Annotated in this window: 24 protein-coding genes; 14 read left to right on the forward strand and 10 right to left on the reverse strand. The window is 68.0% G+C overall.

Features of this window, described 5'->3' with window-relative positions; genetic code table 11:
- Positions 1–6: 6 nt before the first annotated feature.
- The 4 genes from AC13GF_RS03790 to AC13GF_RS03805 all read left to right on the forward strand — a co-directional run bounded on the left by AC13GF_RS03790 (position 7) and on the right by AC13GF_RS03805 (position 2,884).
- Positions 7–729, forward strand: a complete 723-nt coding sequence (locus tag AC13GF_RS03790) for a DUF6348 family protein (RefSeq protein WP_483003303.1) — start codon at positions 7–9, stop codon at positions 727–729.
- 98 nt (positions 730–827) lie between these two features.
- Positions 828–1,388, forward strand: coding sequence for a nucleoside deaminase (locus tag AC13GF_RS03795; RefSeq protein ID WP_004154307.1), 561 nt, complete (start codon positions 828–830; stop codon positions 1,386–1,388).
- Positions 1,372–2,439, forward strand: a complete 1,068-nt coding sequence (gene rlmM / locus AC13GF_RS03800) for a 23S rRNA (cytidine(2498)-2'-O)-methyltransferase RlmM (protein WP_483003305.1) — start codon at positions 1,372–1,374, stop codon at positions 2,437–2,439. Before AC13GF_RS03795 ends, rlmM begins: the two co-directional genes overlap by 17 nt.
- A 49-nt stretch (positions 2,440–2,488) precedes the next feature.
- On the forward strand, positions 2,489–2,884 hold the full coding sequence (locus AC13GF_RS03805; protein ID WP_483003307.1) for an EF-hand domain-containing protein: 396 nt from the start codon (positions 2,489–2,491) through the stop codon (positions 2,882–2,884).
- Between the two features lie 70 nt (positions 2,885–2,954).
- Here the strand turns inward: AC13GF_RS03805 and AC13GF_RS03810 are convergent, their stop codons facing one another.
- Positions 2,955–4,136 carry a UbiH/UbiF family hydroxylase gene (locus AC13GF_RS03810; RefSeq protein WP_483003309.1) on the reverse strand — a complete coding sequence of 394 codons (1,182 nt, stop codon included), beginning with the start codon at positions 4,134–4,136 and terminating at the stop codon, positions 2,955–2,957.
- The gene (ubiH, locus tag AC13GF_RS03815) at positions 4,133–5,341 is read right to left on the reverse strand and encodes a 2-octaprenyl-6-methoxyphenyl hydroxylase (RefSeq protein WP_483003311.1); all 1,209 of its coding nucleotides are present in this window, start codon (positions 5,339–5,341) and stop codon (positions 4,133–4,135) included. Before ubiH ends, AC13GF_RS03810 begins: the two co-directional genes overlap by 4 nt.
- A gap of 106 nt (positions 5,342–5,447) precedes the next feature.
- Here ubiH and AC13GF_RS03820 point away from each other — a divergent pair, with 106 nt between their 5' ends.
- The 10 genes from AC13GF_RS03820 (at position 5,448) to AC13GF_RS03865 (ending at position 15,343) form a co-directional block, all read left to right on the forward strand.
- Complete coding sequence (locus tag AC13GF_RS03820; protein WP_019338105.1) at positions 5,448–6,032, forward strand: hypothetical protein; 585 nt, start codon at positions 5,448–5,450, stop codon at positions 6,030–6,032.
- Between the two features lie 8 nt (positions 6,033–6,040).
- On the forward strand, positions 6,041–6,595 hold the full coding sequence (locus AC13GF_RS03825) for a cob(I)yrinic acid a,c-diamide adenosyltransferase (RefSeq protein ID WP_043398096.1): 555 nt from the start codon (positions 6,041–6,043) through the stop codon (positions 6,593–6,595).
- 9 nt (positions 6,596–6,604) lie between these two features.
- Positions 6,605–7,543 (forward strand): histone deacetylase family protein, encoded by a 939-nt coding sequence (locus AC13GF_RS03830; protein ID WP_126928711.1) that lies wholly within the window; start codon positions 6,605–6,607, stop codon positions 7,541–7,543.
- A gap of 89 nt (positions 7,544–7,632) precedes the next feature.
- Positions 7,633–10,134, forward strand: coding sequence for an LPS-assembly protein LptD (gene lptD, locus AC13GF_RS03835; protein WP_483003313.1), 2,502 nt, complete (start codon positions 7,633–7,635; stop codon positions 10,132–10,134).
- A complete protein-coding gene (locus AC13GF_RS03840) occupies positions 10,131–11,477 on the forward strand; it encodes a peptidylprolyl isomerase (RefSeq protein ID WP_049435572.1) in 1,347 nt (448 codons plus the stop codon). Before lptD ends, AC13GF_RS03840 begins: the two co-directional genes overlap by 4 nt.
- Before the next feature lie 3 nt (positions 11,478–11,480).
- On the forward strand, positions 11,481–12,461 hold the full coding sequence (gene pdxA, locus AC13GF_RS03845; protein ID WP_483003315.1) for a 4-hydroxythreonine-4-phosphate dehydrogenase PdxA: 981 nt from the start codon (positions 11,481–11,483) through the stop codon (positions 12,459–12,461).
- On the forward strand, positions 12,458–13,261 hold the full coding sequence (gene rsmA, locus AC13GF_RS03850; protein WP_005408139.1) for a 16S rRNA (adenine(1518)-N(6)/adenine(1519)-N(6))-dimethyltransferase RsmA: 804 nt from the start codon (positions 12,458–12,460) through the stop codon (positions 13,259–13,261). Before pdxA ends, rsmA begins: the two co-directional genes overlap by 4 nt.
- Positions 13,262–13,274: 13 nt before the next feature.
- Entirely contained in the window at positions 13,275–13,658 is a 384-nt protein-coding gene (gene apaG / locus AC13GF_RS03855) for a Co2+/Mg2+ efflux protein ApaG (protein WP_005412297.1), read from the forward strand.
- A 15-nt stretch (positions 13,659–13,673) separates the two neighbouring features.
- Positions 13,674–14,699, forward strand: a complete 1,026-nt coding sequence (locus AC13GF_RS03860) for a symmetrical bis(5'-nucleosyl)-tetraphosphatase (protein WP_483003316.1) — start codon at positions 13,674–13,676, stop codon at positions 14,697–14,699.
- Positions 14,696–15,343, forward strand: a complete 648-nt coding sequence (locus AC13GF_RS03865) for a DUF1287 domain-containing protein (RefSeq protein WP_483003317.1) — start codon at positions 14,696–14,698, stop codon at positions 15,341–15,343. Before AC13GF_RS03860 ends, AC13GF_RS03865 begins: the two co-directional genes overlap by 4 nt.
- 77 nt (positions 15,344–15,420) lie before the next feature.
- Here the strand turns inward: AC13GF_RS03865 and AC13GF_RS03870 are convergent, their stop codons facing one another.
- From AC13GF_RS03870 to AC13GF_RS03905, 8 genes are all read right to left on the reverse strand, one after another.
- Positions 15,421–15,912, reverse strand: a complete 492-nt coding sequence (locus AC13GF_RS03870; RefSeq protein WP_483003319.1) for a dihydrofolate reductase — start codon at positions 15,910–15,912, stop codon at positions 15,421–15,423.
- A gap of 13 nt (positions 15,913–15,925) precedes the next feature.
- On the reverse strand, positions 15,926–16,489 hold the full coding sequence (locus AC13GF_RS03875; protein ID WP_483003320.1) for a hypothetical protein: 564 nt from the start codon (positions 16,487–16,489) through the stop codon (positions 15,926–15,928).
- Positions 16,486–17,280, reverse strand: a complete 795-nt coding sequence (locus AC13GF_RS03880) for a thymidylate synthase (RefSeq protein WP_126930614.1) — start codon at positions 17,278–17,280, stop codon at positions 16,486–16,488. The genes AC13GF_RS03875 and AC13GF_RS03880 overlap by 4 nt, the downstream gene beginning before the upstream one ends.
- Positions 17,277–18,164: a prolipoprotein diacylglyceryl transferase gene (gene lgt / locus AC13GF_RS03885; RefSeq protein ID WP_126930615.1), complete on the reverse strand. Its 888-nt coding sequence runs from the start codon at positions 18,162–18,164 to the stop codon at positions 17,277–17,279. The genes AC13GF_RS03880 and lgt overlap by 4 nt, the downstream gene beginning before the upstream one ends.
- 51 nt (positions 18,165–18,215) lie before the next feature.
- Complete coding sequence (locus AC13GF_RS03890) at positions 18,216–18,710, reverse strand: TPM domain-containing protein (RefSeq protein ID WP_060380614.1); 495 nt, start codon at positions 18,708–18,710, stop codon at positions 18,216–18,218.
- Complete coding sequence (locus tag AC13GF_RS03895; protein WP_483003324.1) at positions 18,710–19,597, reverse strand: TPM domain-containing protein; 888 nt, start codon at positions 19,595–19,597, stop codon at positions 18,710–18,712. Before AC13GF_RS03895 ends, AC13GF_RS03890 begins: the two co-directional genes overlap by 1 nt.
- Positions 19,598–19,600: 3 nt before the next feature.
- Positions 19,601–20,221, reverse strand: a complete 621-nt coding sequence (locus tag AC13GF_RS03900) for a LemA family protein (RefSeq protein ID WP_126930640.1) — start codon at positions 20,219–20,221, stop codon at positions 19,601–19,603.
- Between the two features lie 551 nt (positions 20,222–20,772).
- Positions 20,773–21,933 (reverse strand): MFS transporter, encoded by a 1,161-nt coding sequence (locus AC13GF_RS03905; RefSeq protein WP_483003326.1) that lies wholly within the window; start codon positions 21,931–21,933, stop codon positions 20,773–20,775.
- Between the last annotated feature and the right edge of the window lie 217 nt (positions 21,934–22,150).

Genomic DNA, 22,150 nt, shown 5'->3' on the forward strand with positions numbered 1-22,150 from the left:
CCTGACATGACCACGACCTCCGCCGCACTCCTCCCGCTGCTGCAGCAGGTCCTGCAGGACGCCGGCATCGCCAGCCGCATCGACGGCAACGCGCTGCTGCTGGACAGCGGCCTGCGCCTGACCCCGCATGCGATGGCCGCGCACGCGCGCGACAACGGCGGCTGGCAGACCTCCACCGTCATCGAAAGCCAGCATCCGCAGCTGTTCGCCGATGGCCTGTTCGAGTACCAGCACGCCAACGGTGCCGATGAGCAGGCCTCGCTGCTGTCCGGGTTCCAGACCTGGGTGCGGGTGGACCTGGCGACCCTGCAGACCGCGATCGGCGCCGAAGATGCACAGGGCCTGCCGATGATGGGCCTGACCTATCCGGCCAGTGACGATGGCGAGGAACACGAGCGCACCGTGGTGCTGGGGCCGTTGGCGCACTACCGTGCGCAGGAAGTGGATACCTCCACCTGCAGCGAGGACGACCATGGTTCCTGCCCCTGCTGCCTGTTCACCCGCAGCATGGACGCCTTCGACGAGCTGCTGAAAGCCCGCCAATTCCTCGCCATCCGCCTGTTCGCCTCGCGCGATGCCGACGGCCTGTGCGAGGCCGATTGCCGGGTCAACGGCCACGACTTTGCCGCCGCCCTGCCCCTGCTGCGCGCCTACGCGGCCAGCTGGCCGGAGGCCGGGCTGGAATTCCGCAAGCAGTACATGGTGATCCGCACCGGCTCGCCGGGCTGACCCGCCGCCACACCCGATACAGGCCGGTGCAGCTACACTGCGCGCCGGTTTCCCAAGCAACCGCACTTTCTTCCATCCCACTACGAGGCACCCCCGCGATGCTGTACGCGCAAGTCCACCTGACCCTTCCCGCCTGGATCCACGACCAGATCGACCTGGATCGTCGATATCCGGGCGATGAGGCCAAGGTCGCGCTGGCGATCGAGCTGTCGCGGCTGAACGTCGAGCACGCCAGTGGCGGCCCGTTCGGTGCCGTGGTGTTCGGCCCGGACGACAAGGTCATCGCCGCCGGCGTGAACCGGGTGATGCCGCATGCGACCTCGCTGGCGCACGCCGAGAACATGGCCTACATGCTGGCCCAGCAGCGCCTGCAGACCCCGCGCCTGAACGCAGTGCTGTCGCCGGTCACCCTGGCCACCAGTTCGCAGCCGTGCTGCCAGTGCTATGGCGCTACCGTGTGGGCCGGCATCGACCGCCTGCTGATCGGTGCCAACTCGGCCGACGTCGAAGAGCTGACCCCGTTCGATGAAGGCCCGCTGCCGGCAGACTGGGTGGGTGAACTCAACAAGCGTGGCATCGAAGTGGTGCAGGGCCTGAACCGCGACGCCGCGCGCAGCGTGCTGCGTGCTTATGGGGAAAGCGATGGCGCCCGTTACTGAGACCGGCATCGGCCTGCTGTGCCTGTGCCGGCAGGGCTTCGAGCCCGAGCTGGCCGGCGAGCTGCAGTTCCGCGCCGGCGAAGCCGGTTTCGCAGGTTATGCGCGTACCCAGCGCAATGACGGCTACGTGCTTTTCATGTGCGACGAAGCTGCGGCACTGGCTCCGCGCCTGCGCTGGCGTGAGCTGATCTTCGCGCGGCAGAAACTGGTGGTGCTGGCCGAGCTGCCGCAGCTGGACCCGGCTGACCGGATCACCCCGATGCTGGAAGTGCTGGCCGATGCGCCGCGCTTCGGCGACCTGTGGGTGGAGCACCCCGATTCGGACGCCGGCAAGCCGCTGTCCGGGCTGGCCCGTGCCTTCGGCAATGCACTGCGCCCGGTGCTGCGCAAGGCCGGCAAGCTCACTGACAAGCCAAGCAATCGCCTGCCGCGGCTGCACGTGGTGTTTGTCGACGGCACCCACGCCTTCGTCTGCGTGGCCGACCCGGCCGACAGCGCGCCGTGGGCACTGGGCATCCCGCGCCTGAAGCTGCTGCCCGAAGCGCCTTCGCGTTCGGCGCTGAAGCTGGACGAAGCGCTGCTGACCCTGCTGACCCCGGAAGAACGCGAAGCGCTGGCCAAGCCCGGCATGCGCGCGGCCGACCTGGGTGCCGCACCGGGCGGCTGGACCTGGGTGCTGACCCGCCAGCACATGCACGTGCTGAGCATCGACAACGGCCCGCTGCGCCAGCACGTGCTGGACACCGGCCTGGTCGAGCACCTGCGTGCCGATGGCTTCCACTGGCACCCGGAGCAGCCACTGGACTGGATGGTCTGCGACATGGTCGAGCAGCCGCGCCGCGTGGCCGAACGCATGGCCACCTGGTTCCGCGAAGGCTGGTGCAGGCACGCGATCTTCAATCTGAAGCTGCCGATGAAGAAGCGCTGGGACGAAACCCGCTTGTGCCTGGACCTGTTCCAGGACCAGGCCGGCAAGCCGCTGGTGGTACGTGCCAAGCAGCTCTATCACGACCGTGAGGAGATCACGGTACTGGCCTCGCCGCTGCGCTGAGGCCACCGCGCCCGCCGGGCAGGGCCCGGCGCTACCGAGGAAGGGAACCATGCGATACCACTCACTCGCCATGCTGATCACCTTGCTGGCAGCCGCACCGGCCATTGCCCAGCAGCTGCCGCACACCCCTGCGCAGAGCCAGCCGCTGGGCCCCACCGGCGGCGCGATCCGCCAGCAACCGCTGGATGCTGGCCGGGTCAGCGGCAGCGTCGAGATTGCACGGCCAGCCGGCGAGGCACAGGTAACCGTGCGTTCGCTGGAACCGAGCAGCGTGGTCGGCCAGTACCGCATCCACTTCGCCGTGCTGGATCTGAACGCCGATGGTTTCATCAGCCGCGAGGAAGCGCAGGCCAACCCGGCGCTGGCCGATGAGTTCAATGCGTTGGACGTGAAGCGTCGCGGCAAGCTGGATCGTGCTGACCTGGCCGGTTGGCTGGTCGACTGAAAAAAGGGGATGGAGGGGATTAAGTCGTTTGTGCCGCAAACGACTTAATCCCCTCCGTCCCCTTTTTGCATCAGACCCCGGCGGCGCGCTTCCAGAATGCCTGCACCAGCGGCGGCCATCTGCCGACGCAGCCCAGCGCGCGACCGCGGGCCAGGGTCAGGTGCATTTCGTCGTTGGAGAACAGGCGGTTGATCGCATCGAAGCTGTAGGCGGCGATGTGGTTGTCGCTGCGCCGTTCGCGTGCCCAGCGCTGCAGGCGCTGCGGTGACAGACGCGGCTGTCCACGACGCTCGGCCGACGGCGCCAGCCACTGCTGCAGGGCGGCAACATCGCGCAGGCCCAGGTTCACGCCCTGCCCCGCCAGCGGATGCACCACGTGCGCGGCATCACCCAATGCCAGCACACGGCCGGCCACGTAATGACGGGCCAGCTGGCGACGCAGCGGGAAGGCTGCGCGCGGTGATGCCAGCCGCAGGTCACCCAGGCGCGCAGCGAAGGCGCGGGTCAGTTCGCGGTTGAACGCATCTTCGTCCAAGGCCAGCACGCGAGCCGCTTCCTCCTCGGGCAGGGTCCAGACGATCGAACTGCGGCGCTCTGCCACCGGCAGCAGCGCCAACGGCCCGGTCGGCAGGAAGCGTTGCCAGGCCGTGGCCTGGTTGGGAAGATCACTGTCCACATAGGCCACCACGCCACGCTGGTGGTAATCGTGCCGCTCCACCTCGATCCCGGCCAGCTGGCGCAGGGTCGACTCGGCACCGTCGGCGGCCACCGCCAACGCCGCTTCCAGGCGGCGACCGTCATCCAGGCGCAGGCGCACGCCGTCTTCATCCTGTTCCAGCGCTTCTACCCGTGCCGGGCAGTGCAACTGCACGCCCGCCGCCGGCAACGCCGCCCACAGGCGATCCTGCAGCAGGCCGTTCTCGACGATACAGCCCAGTTCACGACGGCCGAAGCGATCGGCGTCGAACAGCAGATCTTCGCCACCGGCCGCATCCCACACCTGCATGCGCCGGTAGGGCCAGGCGCGGGCCTGCGCGATCGCCGGCCACACGCCCAGGCGGTTCAACAGCTGCACGTTGTCGGCGGCAAAGGCGAACACGCGCAGGTCCGGCTGTGCGGCCTGCCACGGTGCCGGTTCACGGCCTTCCACCAGCGCAACCGACAGGCCGGCATCGGCCAGCGCCAGCGCGCACGCGGCACCGACCACGCCGCCACCAACGATGGCCACATCAAGGCGCATGCGCCGGCTCATGCGGCTTCTCCACGGCACAGGCGCGGCACTTCGCCACGGAAGCCCATCGCGCCACCCACCAGCATCGACTGCACAGAGGCGCGCTGTGCGGCCACCAGGCCGAGGCTGCGCAGCGGCCGCATCAGCGGCGCCGGGTTGCTGGTCAGGCGCGCCAGGCCGCCGGAGAACGCCACCGTCTGCCGGCGGTCTTCCTCGCGGCGCGCGACATAGGCCTGCAGCAGTGCATCGCTGCCGGCATCATCGTGTGCATCTTCCAGCAGTTCTGCCAGGGTCAGCGCATCGCGCAGGCCCAGGTTGAAGCCCTGTGCACCCAGCGGATGGATGGTCTGCGCGGCATTGCCGAGCAGCACCGTGCGTTCACCGGCCAACGCGCGCGCCAGCACCTGGATGAGCGGGTAAGCGCTGCGCGGGCCGGATTCGAGCAGCCGACCTGCACGCCAGCCGATCGCATCCTGCAGGCGCTGCAGCCAGGCCGCATCGTCCAGCGCCATCACCGCATCGGCCTGGTCGCGTGCAACACCGTGCACGGTGCCGAAGTGACGATCGCCGCGCGGCAGCAGGGCCGTCGGGCCGGTATCGGTGAAACGCTCCCACGCGGTGCCATCCGGCGCGCGCTGGCTGCGTACACGGGCCACGAACAGGGTCTGCTGGAAATCATGGCGGTCGACCTCGATGCCCAGCACGCCACGCACGCCGCTGGTGGTGCCATCGGCCCCTACCACCAGGCGTGCCAGCAGCACGCGTTCGCCGGCCTCGTCAGCCACCCGCACCTGGCGGTAACCATCGACCACCTCGCCCAGCCCCAGGAACCGCATCGGCCGGTAACGGCGCAGGCGCGGCAGCTCCTGCAGGCGCGCTTCGAGCGCCTGGCCGAAATCGCGCGCGACCACCACCTGGCCGAACCACGGCCGGTCGTAATCGGCCGCTTCGAGCTGCACACGGCCGAAATCGCCGGCACGACTGACATGGATGCGCCGGATCGGGCCCGGCGCCATCGCCAGCTTCTGCATCACCCCCAGCGCGGTCAGCGCATTGACGGTGGCAGCAGCGAAACTGAGATTGCGCTGGTCGAACACCGCAGGCAGCTCGCCGGCCGGGCTGGCCTCGAGCAGGCCCACGTCACGGCCCAGGCGGTCCAGGGCAATGGCCAGGCTGGCACCCACCAGGCCACCACCGACAATCAGCACGTCATGTCGTTCACTCATGTGTTCATGATACGCGCTCGCCCCGACTGTACGCCGAACGGGCGGCACCTGCGCCAACCTGCGCGGCGGGCTAGAATGAAACCTGAATCCGCTCCGGGCCCCCGCCATGTCCGATACCGCCAACCGCGCCTTCGTCCTGTCCGTACTCGTACTGCTGCTGGCGGCGACCCGGGTCAATCACTTCGCGGCCATTCCGGATGCCTCCTGGGCCGTGTTCTTCATCGGTGGCTTCTACCTGGCCCGCTGGACCCGCTGGGCGTTCCCGCTGCTGATGGTGTTCGCCGTGCTGGTGGACTGGATCGTGATCCGCAGCAGCGGACTGGATTTCTGGCAGCACTACTGCGTCTCCCCGGGCTACTGGCTGCTGCTGCCGGCCTACTTCTCTTTGTGGGCCGGCGGCATGCTGCTGGGCCGCAACTACCAGAGCGCGCGCTGGCCGGTACTGGCCAAGGGCGCACTGCTGCTGGTCGCCTCGGTGGCGGTCTGCCATCTGCTGGCACAGGGCGGCTTCTACTGGTCCAGCCGCAACGTGGCCGAACCGACCCTGGCCGGCTGGGCACAGAACTACGCGCAGTGGTTCGGGCCCTACCTGCGCACCACGGCGATCTATGTGGCGCTGGCCGCCGCCCTGCAGCTGGCTGTGGAGCAGGTGTTGAAGCTCCAGCAGGCCCGCCGCGACATCCGCCACTGAGCCGCGCCATGGGTCATCGCCTCTCGCGCATCTACACCCGCACCGGCGACGACGGCAGTACCGGCCTTGGCGACGGCCAGCGCGTGGCCAAGGATGACGCCCGCGTGGCGTCCTTCGGCACCGTCGACGAGGCCAATGCCGCGCTCGGCCTGCTGCTGGCCGCGCCCCTGCCCGAGGATGTGCGCGCGCTGGTGGTGCATCTGCAGCACCAGCTGTTCGATCTGGGCGCCGAACTGTGCATCCCCGGCCACGCCGCGATCCATGCCGCCGACGTCTCGGCCCTGGAACAGCAGCTGGACCATTACAACGCCGACCTGCCGATGCTGAAGGAATTCATCCTGCCGGCCGGTGGCGAAGCCGCCGCGCGCTGCCACCTGGCCCGCACCATCGTCCGTCGCGCCGAGCGCGAAACGGTCACCCTGGCCCGCCACGAAGCCGTGCGCAGCGAGGCACTGCAGTACCTCAACCGGCTGTCGGACCTGTTGTTCGTGCTGGCCCGAGTGCTGGCCCGCGCCGATGGCCAGGGCGAAGCGCTGTGGCAACCACAGCAGCGCCAGCGCTGAGTCGGCACGATGCTGGTCTATACCCACCCGTCCTGCCTGTTGCATGACCCCGGTCCCGGCCATCCCGAGTGCCCGCAACGCCTGCAACATGTGCTGGACGCGCTGCACACCGCCTTCCCCGGCCAGCTGGACTGGCGCGAAGCGCCGCCAGCCAAGTTCGGTGAACTGACCCGGGTCCACGACAGCGCCCTGCTCGACTTCGTGCTGCAGCCGCAGACCGCGCCGCTGCGGCAGCTGGACATGGACACCTGGACCTCGCCGGGTTCGGCCAGCGCCGCCGTGCACGCCGCCGGTGCCGGCGTGGCCGCGGTCGATGCGGTAATGCTGGGCGAGGACCCGCTGGCCTTCTGCGCGGTACGCCCGCCGGGCCACCACGCCACCAGCAGCACGGCGATGGGCTTCTGCCTGTTGAACAACATCGCCATCGCCGCCGCCTATGCCCGCGACCGCCATGGCCTGGAGCGGATCGCGGTGGTCGATTTCGACGTGCACCACGGCAATGGCACCCAGGACATCTTCCAGCACGATGCCCGGGTCTCGTACTACAGCACCCACCAGGCCGGGCTGTTTCCCAATTCCGGCCTGCGCCGCGACCGCGGTGCCGGCAACCTGATGAACATCCTGCTGCCCCCGGGCAGTGGCGGGTTCCGCTTCCGCAATGTCTGGGCCGACGAGATGCTGCCGGCCATCGACGACTTCCGCCCGCAGCTGCTGCTGATCTCGGCCGGCTTTGACGCCCACCTGCGTGATCCGCAGGCAGACCTGATGCTGGAGACCGACGATTTCGCCTGGATCACCCGTGAACTGCACGCGCTGGCACGCCGTCACGCGGCCGGCCGGGTGGTCTCGATGCTGGAGGGAGGCTACGACCTGCAGGCCCTTGCCGAATGCAGCGTGGCCCATGTCCAGGCCCTGATCACGCCTTCTGCGGGTGCCTCCGCCGGATGAACCCGAACCGGCAGGCTCCGGCGTCCTTCATTGCCCCTATGCAAGGGATGGGGCAAGCTACCGTCCGTTTTCGCCCGAATCCGAACCGCGTGCGCCGAGCCCTCCGCCTGCTTCCCCTGCCTCTGAGCATCGCCATCAGCCTGCCGGCGATGGCCGATGATAAGCCGCTCAACTGGGGCCTGTGCCCGGCCACCGACGTCATTCCCGCGTTCACCGACGCCCCCACCCCGGTCCCGGCCCAGGACAAGGCTGCCGCCGCGGCCGCCCGCGAGAACCAGCCGACCGACATCGAAGGCGACCAGCTGCTGGGCACCACCACCGTGCCGCAGTACGAGGGCAACGTGGCGCTGCGCCGGGGTGACCAGTTCGTCGGTACCGACAAGCTCAGCTTCGACACCGAGACCGGCAACTACATCGCCGACGGCAATGTCCGCTATCAGGACGGGTCGATCCGGATGGTCGCCAAGCGCGCCGAAGGCAACCAGGAAAGCGACACCCACAAGATCTCCGACATCAAGTACCAGCTGGTGTCGCGCCGGGGCAACGGCGATGCCGAATCGGTCGACCTGCAGGGCGCGGTCGGCCAGATGCACCGCTCCACCTACACCACCTGCGACCCGTCGCAGCCGGTGTGGAAGCTGTCGGCGCCGCAGATCGAAGTGGACAACGACGAAGGCTTCGGCACGGCCCGCAACGCCGTGCTGCGCATCGGCAAAGTGCCGGTGCTGTGGGCGCCCTACTTCAAGTTCCCGATCGATGACCGCCGCAAGACCGGCCTGCTGTTCCCGCAGCTGGGCATGTCCGGCCGCAACGGTGTCGACTACGCGCAGCCGATCTACTTCAATCTGGCGCCGAACTACGACGACACCCTGACCCCGCGCTACATGAGCCGGCGCGGCCTGCTGCTCGACAACGAGTTCCGCTACCTCTACAACGGCGGCCGTGGCGAGGTGCTGACCAGCTACATGCCCAACGACAAGCTGCGCGACCGCGACCGCGGCCGGGTGATGTTCGACGGCTACCACAACGTGAACAGCCACTGGCAGGCCCGCGCCAACCTGGCCTGGGTGAGCGACGAACGCTATGTCGAGGACTTCGCCAACCGCCTGGTGGGGGTGACCGCCTCCAACCTGCAGAGCACCATCGGCCTGTACGGCACCGGCCAGAACTGGACGGCCGGCATCATGGCCGACCGCTGGCAGCTGACCGACTACACCCTCGACGAGCGCGCCCTGCCCTACAACCGCGAGCCACGCCTGTTCTTCAACTGGAACAAGCCGGTGCTGCCGTGGCTGGAAACCGGCATCTACACCGAAGCGGTGCGCTTCACCCACGACGACGTCAACTTCAAGTACGGACCGGACCGCGGCACGGATCTGCAGTACACGCGGAACGGCATCCAGCAGACATCCGGTCTTGGCATCAGTGGTGGCTCGCGCCTGGACGTGAAGCCGTACGTGTCGTTCCCGATCAGTGGCGCGGCCTGGTACATCACCCCGACCCTGGCCTACCGCTACACGGCCTACCAGCTGGACCGCGGCCTGGTCGACGGTGTCAACGGCATCCGTGGCCAGATCCTGCGCTCGCAGGGCATCGACCCGGCCACGGCCACCCCGGAACAGCTGCGCGGCAATACCTCGCCCAGCCGCAGCCTGCCGATCGGCAGCCTTGATGCCGGCCTGTTCTTCGATCGCGAGACGTCGATCGGTGGCAAGTCATTCCTGCAGACCCTGGAGCCGCGCCTGTTCTACCTGCGCACGCCCTATCGCAACCAGGACGAGCTGCCGATCTTCGACACCCGTGACTTCACCTTCAGCTGGGGCCAGCTGTTCCGCGACTCGCGCTATACCGGCGCCGACCGCCAGAACGATGCCAACCAGCTGACCCTGGCACTGGGCACCCGCTTCATCGACCAGACCACCGGCAAGGAACGCTTCTCGGCCGCGATCGGCCAGATCCAGTACTTCGACGAATCGCGGGTCAGCACCACGCCGGGCGGCGCGCCGGTGGAGAAGGGCAAGTCGGCGTGGATCGCCGACGGCAACTACATGATCAACGACCGCTGGACCCTGGGCGCCACCTACCAGTGGGACCCGAAGTACAAGCGCGAGGATCTGGCCAGCGTCCGCGCCCGCTATCTGATGCCCAACGATGGCGTGATCAACCTCAGCTACCGCTACCGCATCAACGCCGGCGCCCCGGCGACCGCCAACAAGCATGACCGGACCCTGCTGGAGCAGGCCGACCTGTCGTTCCTGTACCCGCTGAATGCGCGCTGGAGCCTGGTGGGCCGGTATTACTACTCGCTGCAGGACAAGGAACCGCTGGAGATCATCGCCGGCGTGCAGTGGGACAGCTGCTGCCTGGCCGTGCGTGCGGTGGCCCGCCGCTACGTGCGCAACCGCGAAGGCGACATGAACAATTCCATCCAGCTGGAGTTCGTGCTCAAGGGCCTCAGCTCCATCGGCCAGGACACGGACCGTACGCTGCGCCGTGCTATCCTCGGCTACAACCGCGACGACCTCTATCTCGTGCCGCCCAGCAACACCGGGGCGACCCGGGATGACTACGATCCGAATCAGATCCCATGACCAAGCGCTTCCCCGTTCTTCTCGCCTCCCTGCTGGCGGTGTCCAGCGTGTCCGCCCCCCTGCAGGTGCTCGCGCAGGAGGCGCAGCCGTTGGACCGCATCGCCGCCGTCGTCGACGAGGACGTGATCCTGCAGAGCGAGCTCCAGCGTGCGATCGCCAACATCAAGGCGCAGTACGCCGGCCGTGAAAACCAGCTGCCGCCGGAAGACGTGCTCAGCCGCCAGGTGCTCGAGCGCCTGGTGCTGGTCAAGCTGCAGGTGGCCCGCGCCCAGGGCAGCGGCATCCGTGTCAGCGACCAGGAGCTGAACCAGGCGATGAATGCCATCGCCCAGCAGAACGGCTCGAACCTGGATGCACTGCGCCAGCGCCTGGCCCACGACGGCATCGACTTCAACGATTTCCGCGCTTCGGTGCGCGATGAAATCACCGTGCAGCGCCTGCGCCAGAGCTTCGCGCAGAGCCGCATCAGCGTCAGCGAGGGCGAAGTCGACGCCGCCCTGAAGCAGCAGGCCACGGTGGGCAACCAGTACCACCTGGCGCACATCCTGATCGCCCTGCCCGACGGCTCCAACGCCGACCAGATCGCCACCGGCCAGAAGAAGGCCGAAGGCGTGAAGGCCCTGCTGGACAAGGGTGAGCTGGACTTCAACGCCGCCGCCGTGCGTTATTCGGACAGCCCCAACGCGCTGGAAGGCGGCGACCTGGGCTGGCGCAGCCTGGATGAAATCCCGCAGGCCTTCGCGCAGATGATGGAAAAGATGAAGCCCGGCGAAGTGGTCGGCCCGATCCGCGGCCCCAGCGGCTTCCAGCTGCTGAAGCTGGTGGAAGTGCGTGATGCCAGCGCCGCCAGCGGTGGTGAGCACACCGTCACCGAGTACCACGGCCGCCACATCCTGGTGCGCGTGGACGATCACCAGAGCGACGCTGCCGCCAAGGCCAAGATCGATACCCTGCGTGCCCGCATCGCCGGTGGCGCGGACTTCGAGACCGTGGCCAAGGAGTCCTCCGAGGACAACAACAGCAAGGGCCAGGGCGGCGATCTGGGCTGGTTCCCGGCCGACGCGTTCGGTCCGGCGTTCGGCCAGCAGGTGTCCGGCATCCAGGATGGCGGCGTCAGCCAGCCGTTCCGCACCGATGCGGGCTGGCACATCGTGCAGCGCGTGGGCACCCGCCAGACCGACGTGACCACCGACAATCAGCGTGCCCAGGTCCGTGAGACCATCGGCCGCCGCAAGCTGGAAGACGAGTACAACCGCTTCCTGCAGGAACTGCGTGGCGAAGCCTACGTCAGCTTCCGCAGCGGCGACCGCGCGGAAAACACCGCCACGCCGCCGCAGTCCTGACCGATGCGCCCCGAGCTCGCTCTGGTACCGGGCGAGCCCGCCGGGATCGGCCCGGAGCTGTGTGTCCGCCTCGTCCAGAAGCCGCGTGAAGATTGCCGGCTGCTGGCCTTCGCCGACCCGGATACCCTGCGCGCGGCTGCGGCCGCGCTGAACCTGCCCCTGCAGCTGCTGCCCGAGGACGCCGAAGCACGCGTCCCCGGCGATCTGCGTGTGCGCGTTGTGGCCAATACCGTGCCCAGCCACTTCGGCCAGGCCAACCCGGCCAATGCCGGGGCGGTCATCGACGCCCTGCTGGGTGCCGGCCAGGCCTGCCTGTCCGGCGAACTGCACGGCGTGGTGACCGGCCCGGTGCACAAGGCGGTCATCAACGAAGGCGGCATCGCCTACAGCGGCACCACCGAACTGCTGGCCGACCAGGCCGGCGTGAAGGTGGTGATGATGCTGGCCAACCACATCGTGCGCGTGGCCCTGGCCACCACCCACCTGCCACTGCGCGAGGTGGCCGACGCGATCACCGCGCCCCGTCTGGAACACACCCTGCGCACCGTGCATGCCGCGCTGCGCCGCGAGTTCGGCCTGCCCGCGCCACGCATCGCCGTGCTCGGCCTGAACCCGCATGCCGGTGAAGACGGCCATCTGGGCCGCGAGGAACTGGACCTGGTCATCCCGCTGCTGCAGCGCCTGCGCGCGGAGGGCATGGACCTGGTCGGGCCGCTGCCGGCCGACACCGCCTTCCTGCCGGCCAAGCTGGCCGGCTTCGACACCGTGCTGGCGATGTACCACGACCAGGGCCTGCCGGTACTGAAGTATTCCGGCTTCGAGCAGGCGGTGAACCTGACTCTGGGCCTGCCCTACCCGCGCGTGGCGGTGGACCATGGCACCGCGCTGGACCTGGCCGGCCGCGGCATTGCCGATCCTTCCAGCCTGCAGGCGGCAACAACGCTGTGTGCGCAGCTTGCGCGGCAACGTACACTGAGCGCATGAATTCCCCGCATTCCCCCTCCGGCCCGGTGTTCACCGCCCCGGCCAAGAAGCAGCTTGGCCAGCATTTCCTGGCCGACCGCCACTACATCGACAAGATCGTGATGGCGGTCAACCCGAAAGACGGTGACCGCCTGGTCGAGATCGGCCCCGGCCAGGGCGCGATCACCCTGCCGCTGCTGCGCGTGCATCCGAAACTGACGGTGATCGAGTTCGACCGCGATCTGATCGCGCCGCTGACCGCCGCCGCCGAGCCGCTGGGCGAGCTGACCATCGTCCACCGCGACGTGCTGCGCGTGGACTTCACCGAACTGGCTGCCGGCCAGCCGATCCGCCTGGTCGGCAACCTGCCCTACAACATCTCCTCGCCGATCCTGTTCCATGCACTGGAACATGCCGCGGTGATCCGCGACATGCACTTCATGCTGCAGAAGGAAGTGGTCGACCGCATGGCCGCCGGCCCCGGCAGCAAGGTGTACGGCCGGCTCAGCGTGATGCTGCAGGCCTACTGCCAGGTGACCTCGCTGTTCGTGGTGCCGCCGGGCGCGTTCCGGCCGCCGCCGAAGGTCGATTCGGCCGTGGTGCGGCTGGTGCCGCGTGACCCGGCCACGATCAACATCAACGACCACAAGCGTTTCGCCGAGGTGGTCAAGGCCGCCTTCGGGCAGCGCCGCAAGACCCTGCGCAACGCCCTGAACAACGTGGTGTCCGCCGAACAGTTCGTTGCCGCCGGCGTGCGTCCCGATGCCCGCGCCGAACAGCTGGACGTGGCCGAATTCATCGCTTTGGCCAATGCCTCCTGATTACACTGCCGGTATGGAAGACGCTGACGTTTACGCCATCTCCGTCGAAGTCGCACCGCGCTTCCTCGACGATCAATCCGCGCCGGAAGACGGGCGCTATGCGTTCGCCTACACGATCCGCATCCACAACCAGGGACGTGTTGCCGCGCGCCTGGTCGCACGCCACTGGCGCATCACCGATGCCAACGGCCGCGTCGAGCATGTCGATGGCGACGGGGTGATCGGCGAGCAGCCGCGCCTGCGTCCCGGTGAAGACTTCCATTACACGTCCGGTGTCATGCTGGGGACCGATCACGGGACCATGCAGGGCCACTACGACATGGTCGCCGACGACGGCACCGAATTTGCCGCGCCGGTCGCACCTTTCGTGCTGGCCATCCCGCGTACCCTGCACTGACACGGAGGCCGAACGATGAGTGTGTGGGCGATCGGCGACCTGCAGGGCTGCTATGACGTCACCCAGCGACTGCTGGAGAAGATCCGCTTCGACCCGGCGCAGGACACCCTGTGGTTCTGCGGCGACCTGGTGAACCGGGGCGGCCAGTCGCTGGAAACGCTGCGGCTGGTGCATTCGCTGCGCGAGCACAGCGTGGTGGTGCTGGGTAACCATGATCTTTCGCTGCTGGCCGTCGGTGCCCGCACCGAAGAGGAACAGCGCAAGGTCAACCCGGACCTGCTGCGCATCGTGCAGGCCGAGGACCGCGACGAACTGCTGGACTGGCTGCGCCTGCAGAAGCTGGTGCACGTGGACCGCGAGCTGGGCTGGATGATGGTGCACGCCGGCCTGGCGCCGAAGTGGACCACGCAGATGGCCGAGAAGCATGCCGCCGAGGTCGAGGTGCAGCTGCACGGCGCCGGCTACCGCAAGCTGTTCCGCAACATGTACGGCGACAAGCCGAGCTGGGCACCGAACCTGTCCGGCTATGACCGCTCGCGCGCGATCATCAACGTGCTCACCCGCATGCGCTACTGCACCCCGCGTGGGCGCATCGGCATCGAGGACAAGGGCACGCCGGGCACGCAGGAACAGGGGCTGTATCCCTGGTTCGAAGTGCCGGGCCGGGTCGAGCGTGACCTCAAGGTCGTCTGCGGCCACTGGTCGGCGCTGGGCCTGACCATCACCCAGGGCGTGCACGCCATCGACACCGGCGCGGTCTGGGGCGGCAAGCTCACCGCGATCCAGCTCGATACCGATGAGCTGCGTGTAGTGCAGGTACCGGGCCGCGATGTGCCGGCACCGGTGCCCAACGCCCGCCCGCCGGCGCGACCGACGCACGAGCGCCCGGCTGCATCGGCGCAGGGCAAGGAACAGGGCGGCGGCAACGCTCCGGCCGCCACCCCGGGCAACCGCGGCCCGCGCCGTCGCCGCCGCCGTGGTGGTGGTGGCGGTGGTGGCTCTGCGAGCCCCGGCAACAGCAGTCCCCCGCCGCAGGCATGACGCGGCGCGGCTGGGCACCATGGATGGTGCTGACGCTGGCCCTGGCCAGCGGCTGCCAGCCCACTTCTGCCCCTGCCCCCACCGGCGGCGGAAACACCGGCCACACGCCATCGCAACCGCAGGCGCCATCGCCGCCACTGGTGGCTGCAGCGCGCGCGCAGATCGGTGTCACCACCCGCTACGACCCTGCCTATCAGGTGCTGGCCTATCCCGGCGGAGACGTCCCGGTTGATCGCGGTGTGTGCACCGACGTAGTGGTGCGTGCCCTGCGCAGCCAGGGCCTGGACCTGCAGGCGCAGGTGCATGAAGACATGCGCGGCAATTTCAGCGCCTATCCCGCGATCTGGGGCCTGTCACGGCCGGATCGCAACATCGATCATCGTCGCGTGCCGAACCTGATGCGCTGGTTCGAGCGACAGGGCTGGCAGCAGCCGATCACGGCCGCCGCCGCCGACTACGCGGCCGGCGACATCGTTGCCTGGAAGCTCAACGGCAACGGCCTGCTGCATGTGGGCATCGTCTCCGACCGCCACCTGGCCAATGGCACACCGCTGGTGCTGCACAACATCGCGCGCGGCACGCGCGAAGAGAACCTGCTGTTCCAGCACGCCATCATCGGGCATTACCGGATGCCCGGGCCGTAGAGTCGAGCTTGCTCGACTATGCCCTGTGTATCCGCCAAGAGCTGTCGAGCAAGCTCGGCTCTACAGATGCGTTGCGATCAGCGGCGCACGTAGTGCACGAAGCGGAACGCGTAGGCGTGTCGTTCGTCGGCCGGGTGCGGCTCGCTGCTCACTTCCCGCCAGTCCTGCACGTCCACTTCGGGGAAATGGGTATCGGCGGGGACTTCGGCATCCACCCAGGTCAGGTACAGGTCACTGGCCTGGTCCAGCAGCTGGTGGAAGATCTCGCCGCCGCCGATGATGCACAGCTCACTGGCGCCCTCGCCATTGGCAATCGCCTTCGCCTCGTCCAGCGACGCCACCGCCCGCATGCCCTCGAACGGCACCTGGCCGCTGCGGGTCAGCACCAGGTTGGTCCGCCCCGGCAGCACGCGGCCGATCGACTCGGCGGTCTTGCGCCCCATCAGGATCGGCTTGCCCAGGGTGAGCGCCTTGAAGTGCCTGAAATCATCCGGCAGGTGCCAGGGCATGGCATTGCCCTGGCCGATGCCACGGTTGCGGTCCAGCGCCACGATCATCGACAGCTTCATTGCTACCACCTCCTCAACCGGCGTCGATCTGCAGGCGTTCGCAGGCAGCGTTGGCGGCACTGGCGGCCCGCAACGCCGCCGCCAGCGCAGGGCTGGACGTGGACTGCTCATCCAGGCCACCGAGGATCTTCTGCTTCTGCGCTTCTTCGATGTCCTTCAGGCCCGGCCCTGACAGGATGTCTGCCGACAACGCGGCAGTGTCGGTGCTGGCACGGCGTGCCAGGAATGCCTGCAACTGGTCACTGGAATAGACGGTGGCAAGCTGCTGCTCGAGCGTGCGCTGATAGGCCGGATCCTCGATACCAGCCTTCAGATGCTCGGTCATCGCCGTGTACATGCCGGTTACCGCCTCACGCATCTGCGCCCGGCAGCCTTCCGGCACATCCTGGGGCATCATCGTGCTGCCGTTGAAGGCCCCGGCGAACGCCTGCACTTCCTCGCGCATGTGCTTGTGCACGATCTGCTCATTGACCTGCCGGGCCAACGACAGCGCATCGGCCGGTCCGGCCTGCACCATGGCCAGCGGCAGCATGCCGCACAGCGCCAGCAGGCCGCTGGAAATCAGACGGGTACTCATACCGCCACCGGTGCCTTGATGGTCGGGTGCGGATCGTAGCCGTCGATGCGGATGTCGTCGAACTGGAAGCCGAACAGATCGGTCACCTCCGGGTTCAACCACAACTTCGGCAGCGCGCGCGGTTCACGCGACAGCTGCTCACGCGCCTGCTCGAAGTGGTTCGAATACAGGTGCGCATCGCCCAGCGTATGCACGAAATCACCCACGCCCAGGCCGGTGGCCTGCGCCACCATGTGGGTCAGCAGCGCGTAGCTGGCGATGTTGAACGGCACGCCGAGGAAGATGTCGCCGCTGCGCTGGTAGAGCTGGCAGCTGAGCTTGCCGTCCACCACGTAGAACTGGAACAGGTTGTGGCACGGCATCAGCGCCATCTGCGAAAGCTCGCCCACGTTCCAGGCGCTGACCACCAGCCGGCGCGAATCGGGGTTGCGCTTGATCTCGTCCACCAGCCACTGCATCTGGTCGATCTCGCCGCCGTCGGCGGTGGCCCAGCTGCGCCACTGCTTGCCGTAGACCGGGCCGAGGTCGCCGTTCTCGTCGGCCCACTCGTCCCAGATCCGTACCTGGTTGTCCTTCAGGTAGCCGATGTTGGTGTCGCCCTTCAGGAACCACAGCAGCTCATGGATGATCGAGCGCAGGTGCAGTTTCTTGGTGGTGACCAGCGGGAAGCCTTCGGCCAGGTTGAAACGCATCTGCCAGCCAAAGACGCTGCGGGTGCCGGTGCCGGTGCGATCGCTCTTCTCGGCGCCGTGCTCGAGCACATGCGAGAGCAGGTCCAGGTAAGCCTTCATGCCTTGCCCTCGGCAGCCACCGGCAGCTGCGGCTGCAGTACCGGCGCACGGCGCGACATCACCAGCAGCACCAGGCCGAAAGCGATCAGCGGCAGGCTGAGGATCTGGCCACGGGTCAGCCAGTCGAAGGCCACGTAGACGCCGTTGTCGGGCATGCGCACGAACTCCACCGCGAAGCGGAACAGGCCGTACATCAGCGCGAACAGGCCGCCGACCAGATAGCGATGGCGCGGCTTGGACGACACGGCCCACAGCACCACGAACATCACCAGGCCTTCCAGCAACGCTTCATACAACTGCGAGGGATGGCGGGCGAACTGGTTCAACGCCCCGGTGGCGAACTGCGCCTGCAGGGTGGCGTGGTCGAGCTGGTTCAGCGGTGCCGGCAGGCCGGACGGGAACACCACACCCCAGGTACCGTCGGTGTACTTGCCCCACAGCTCGGCACCGATGAAGTTGCCGATACGGCCGAAGCCCAGGCCCAGCGGTACCAGCGGCGCCATGAAATCCATGGTGTCGAAGAAATGCAGCTTGTGCTTGCGCGACCACCACCAGCAGGCCGCAATCACGCCCAGCAGGCCGCCGTGGAAACTCATGCCGCCATCCCACACCTTGAACAGCAGCAGCGGGTTGTGCAGGAAATCGCCCAGCGCGTAGAACAGCATGTAGCCGATGCGCCCGCCCAGCACCACGCCAAGCATGGCGTAGAACAGCAGGTCGGAGAAGCCGTTGGCATCAACGCCCGGCAGGCGCCCGTCGGCAATGCGCTTGCGGCCCAGCAGCCAGGCCGCGGTGAAGCCGAGCAGGTACATGATGCCGTACCAGTGCACCTTGATCGGCCCCAGCGAGAGGGCGATGGGGTCGATGTCGTGGAAATAGATCATGAAAGGTGCCTTGCGGTTGAACGCCTATTCTCGGGCCAGTGCCGCCCCGGCTCAACCAAGGAGCTGGGGCGAGTTCGGCAACGCGTCATCGTTCGACCGCGTCGAGGCCGGAAAGTGCCCTTCGATCAGGCTGGAGACCTCGTCGATGGCATCCTGCAGTGCTTCCACCGGATGGGAACCACGCAGGCCCTCGCGCAGGTGGGTGCAGACCCGCTGCCACTGCGCCGGGCTGACCCGGCCCTGCAGGCCACGGTCGGCAACGATCTCGATGGCGTGGTCAGCCAACAGCAGGTAGATCAGCACACCGTTGTTGTGGGTGGTATCCCAGGTGCGCAGGCGGGCAAACGCATGCTCGGCGGCTTGGCGCGGGGTGACCCTGTGCCACAGCGCGGCCAGCGGCAGGTCCGCTTCCACCGCGAACATCACCTGCCCGCCGTGGCGCTGCTCACCGGCCGCGATGGCCTCGGTGATCGCCTGCAGCGTGGCCGGCGGGAACGCGCGCCGTACCGACGGCGAAAACACATGCCGACACAGTCGTTGGATCATCACCAGCCCCCCGAAGCACCGCCACCGCCGGAGCGGCCACCACCACCGCCCCAGCCGCCGCCACCGCCAAATCCACCGCCTCCTCCGAAGCCGCCTCCGCCGCCCCAGCTGCCACCGCCCCAGCCACCGCCACCGGCAAAGCGGCCCGGGTGGCCGGAGAGCATGGCCACGATCAGCCCTACGACGCCTGCCAGGCCACTGGCCAGCAGCGTGGACGTGAACAGGAACGCCGCCAGCGCCGCACCGGCACCGCCGAGCAGGCCACGCAGCGGTCGCGGCACGCGAGAGAACACGCCACGCAGGATGCTGCCGGCGAACACACCGATGAACAGCGCCAGGAACCAGGTATCGCCACCACCGCTGGGCTCACGCCCGCGATGGCCACTGACCGGTGCCGGCAGCGTTTCCCCGTCGATCAGCTTGACCAGCACCGCCGTGGCGTCGGTGATGCCACCGGCGTAGTCGCCGCTGCGGAAGCGCGGCACCAGGTATTCCTGAATGACGCGGTTGGCGATGGCATCGGGAATTGCGCCTTCCAGGCCGTAGCCCGGCTCGATGCGCACGCGCCGGTCGTCCTTGGCCACCACCAGCAGAACGCCGTCATCCACGCCCTTGCGGCCGATCTGCCACTGGTCGAAGACCCGCGTGGTGTACTGCGCGATGTCTTCCGGCTGGGTGGTGGGCACCACCAGCACCTGCAGCTGGCTGCCCTTGCGCTGCTGCAGTTCGATCGCCTGCTGCACCAGCGCCTGCTTCTGCGTGGCATCCAGCGTGCCGGTGGTATCGACCACCGGCGAATCCAGCGCAGGAACCGGCGCCAGCTGCTGTGCCTGCGCGGCAAGCGGCAGCCACAGCAGCAGGGCCAGCAGCGCAGTGGCCAGGCGCATCGATCAGGTCCCCGGCTGCGGTGCCGGCTGCTGCTGCGGCGCGTTGCCGAAATCGACCGCCGGCGCGTTGGAGATCTGCGCCTCGTTCTCCACCGTGAAGTTCGGCTTGGTCTTGTAGCCGAAGATCTTGGCAGTGATCACCTGCGGGAACGAGCGGATGTAGGTGTTGTAGTCCTGCACCTGCTGGATGTAACGGCCGCGGGCGACGGTGACCCGGTTCTCGGTACCTTCCAGCTGTGCCTGGAGGTCGCGGAAGTTCTGGTTGGACTTCAGCTCCGGGTAGTTCTCGGTCACCACCAGCAGCCGCGACAGCGCGCTGCCCAGTTCGCCCTGGGCCTGCTGGAACTGCTTGAGCGAGGCTTCGTCGTCGGCATTCACGTTGATCTGGCCGACACGCGAACGGGCGTTGGTGACTTCGGTCAGCACGCGCTCTTCCTGGCTGGCGAAGCCCTTCACGGTCTGCACCAGGTTGGGCACCAGGTCGGCGCGGCGCTTGTACTGGTTGATGACCTCCGACCAGCTGGCCTTGACCGCTTCATCCTTCTGCTGGATGGCGTTGTAGCCACAGCCGGACAGCAGGGAGGCCAGCAGCATCAGGGGCAGGACACGGGTGAACAGGCGCATGGCGGAGGTTCCGGGTGGACTGGGCACCGAGCATGCCACGGTTCGGGTGAAAGACCGGCCATCGGGCGCCGCCCCCTCCGCGGTGGTTGGCGAGGAAGCGTTATCGGGGGCGGCCGGGAGGGTGGGTTGGCTGGGGGGCGCTGCAAGTACGTCCATGTAAGCTCGATCGCCGCATCCATGCGGCTCACGCCCCCAGCCAACCCACCCTCCCGGCCACAGACAATTTCCTGCGCACCGCGGGAAGATCAAAAGAAAAATCAAAAGCAAAACGCGGTTCTTCAGGCATTCGTGTCGACCAAGGTCGACACCTACCAAAGCAGAACGCCGTTCCGACCGATCGCGGGAAACTGTCGAAGGCGGGGTGGGTCCGGTTGAGGGGGCGTGAGCCGCATGGATGCGGCGACCGAGCTTACATGGACGTACTTGCAGCGTCCCCCTCAACCGGACCCACCCCGCCACCCCACGGAATGCAGGCTTTTGCCGTTGACGTTGACGTTGACGTTGATTGCAGCGGGTGCAGGGCTGCAAGCCCTGCCGGAACCCCACATCACTCAGCAAGCCTCAGCCACCGCAGTGCGCGGACGCCCCAGCCATGCCAGCAGCAACCCCGATGCCGCCAGCAGGCCACCGGCCACCGGAATCGCGGCATAGCCCAGGCCCGAACTGATCACCGCACCACCCAGCGCGGCACCCACCGCATTGCCCAGGTTGAACGCACCCACGTTGATCGACGACGCCAGGCCCGGCGCCTCGCTCGCCACCTGCATCACCCGGATCTGCAGCGGCGGCACGAGGGCGAAAGTCGCCGCACCGAACAGCAGTACGCCGAGCGCCGCGGTGGCGTGGCTCATGAAGGCCAGCGGCAGCACGAACATCAGCACCGCCAGGACGGCCAGCAGGATGCGGGTGGCACCATCGAGCGACCAGTCGGCCATGCGCCCGCCGATGCCGTTGCCGAGGGTGAAGCCGATGCCGATCAGGGCCAGCGACATCGCGATGAAGGTATTGGAGGCACCGGTCAGCTCGGTCAGCACCGGTGCCACGTAGGTATAGAGGGTGAACATCGCGCCGGCGCCAAGCACGGTGGTGGCCATCGCCAGCAGCACCTGCGGTTGCAGGATCGCCTTCAGTTCGCGGCGCACGTCCGGGCGCGGTCCCGGCGCAGACGCCGGCAGCGCGAAGCCGAGCGCGGTGATCGCGATCAGGCCCAGTACCGCAGTGCCGGCGAAGGACAGGCGCCAGCCCAGCTGCTGGCCCACCCAGGTGGCCAGCGGCACGCCGCCGATGTTGGCGATGGTCAGGCCCATGAACATGGTGGCCACGGCGGCGGCCTGCTTTTCCTTCGGTACCAGGCTGGCGGCGACCACCGCACCGATGCCGAAGAAGGCACCGTGGTTGAGGCTGGTGATCAGGCGCGACAGCAACAGCAGGCCGTAGTTCGGGGCCAGTGCCGAGAGCAGGTTGCCGACCACGAAGATCGACATCAGCAGCATCAGCGCGGTGCGCTTGCCGAAGCGGCCCATCAGCAGGGTCATCACCGGGGCACCCAGCATCACGCCCACGGCGTAGGCGGTGATCAGCATGCCAGCGGTGGGAATGCCCACGCCCACGCCGTCGGCGATGACCGGCAACAGGCCCATCGGCGCAAACTCGGTGGTTCCGATGGCGAAGGCGCCGACGGCAAGCGCCAGCAAGGCGGCTCTGGAATTCATGGGAGGGTTTCCTGGGGGCGGGAATCGGGAGTGCGTAGCCTGCGCGCTTTGCTGTAGCGGATTAAGCCTCGCCCCGGGAAAACACTGTTGATCCTGGTTCACAAGTGGAGGCCGGAACCCCGCTGCAGGTGCAAAAACCGCAGCGCAGCTGCAGAGCCGACCTCGCCCCCACAACGCAGAACCCCCGGCCAGGCCGGGGGTTCTGAGGAACTCACAC

It is taken from the genome of Stenotrophomonas sp. 22LJNL06-5-1, from assembly GCF_056861455.1.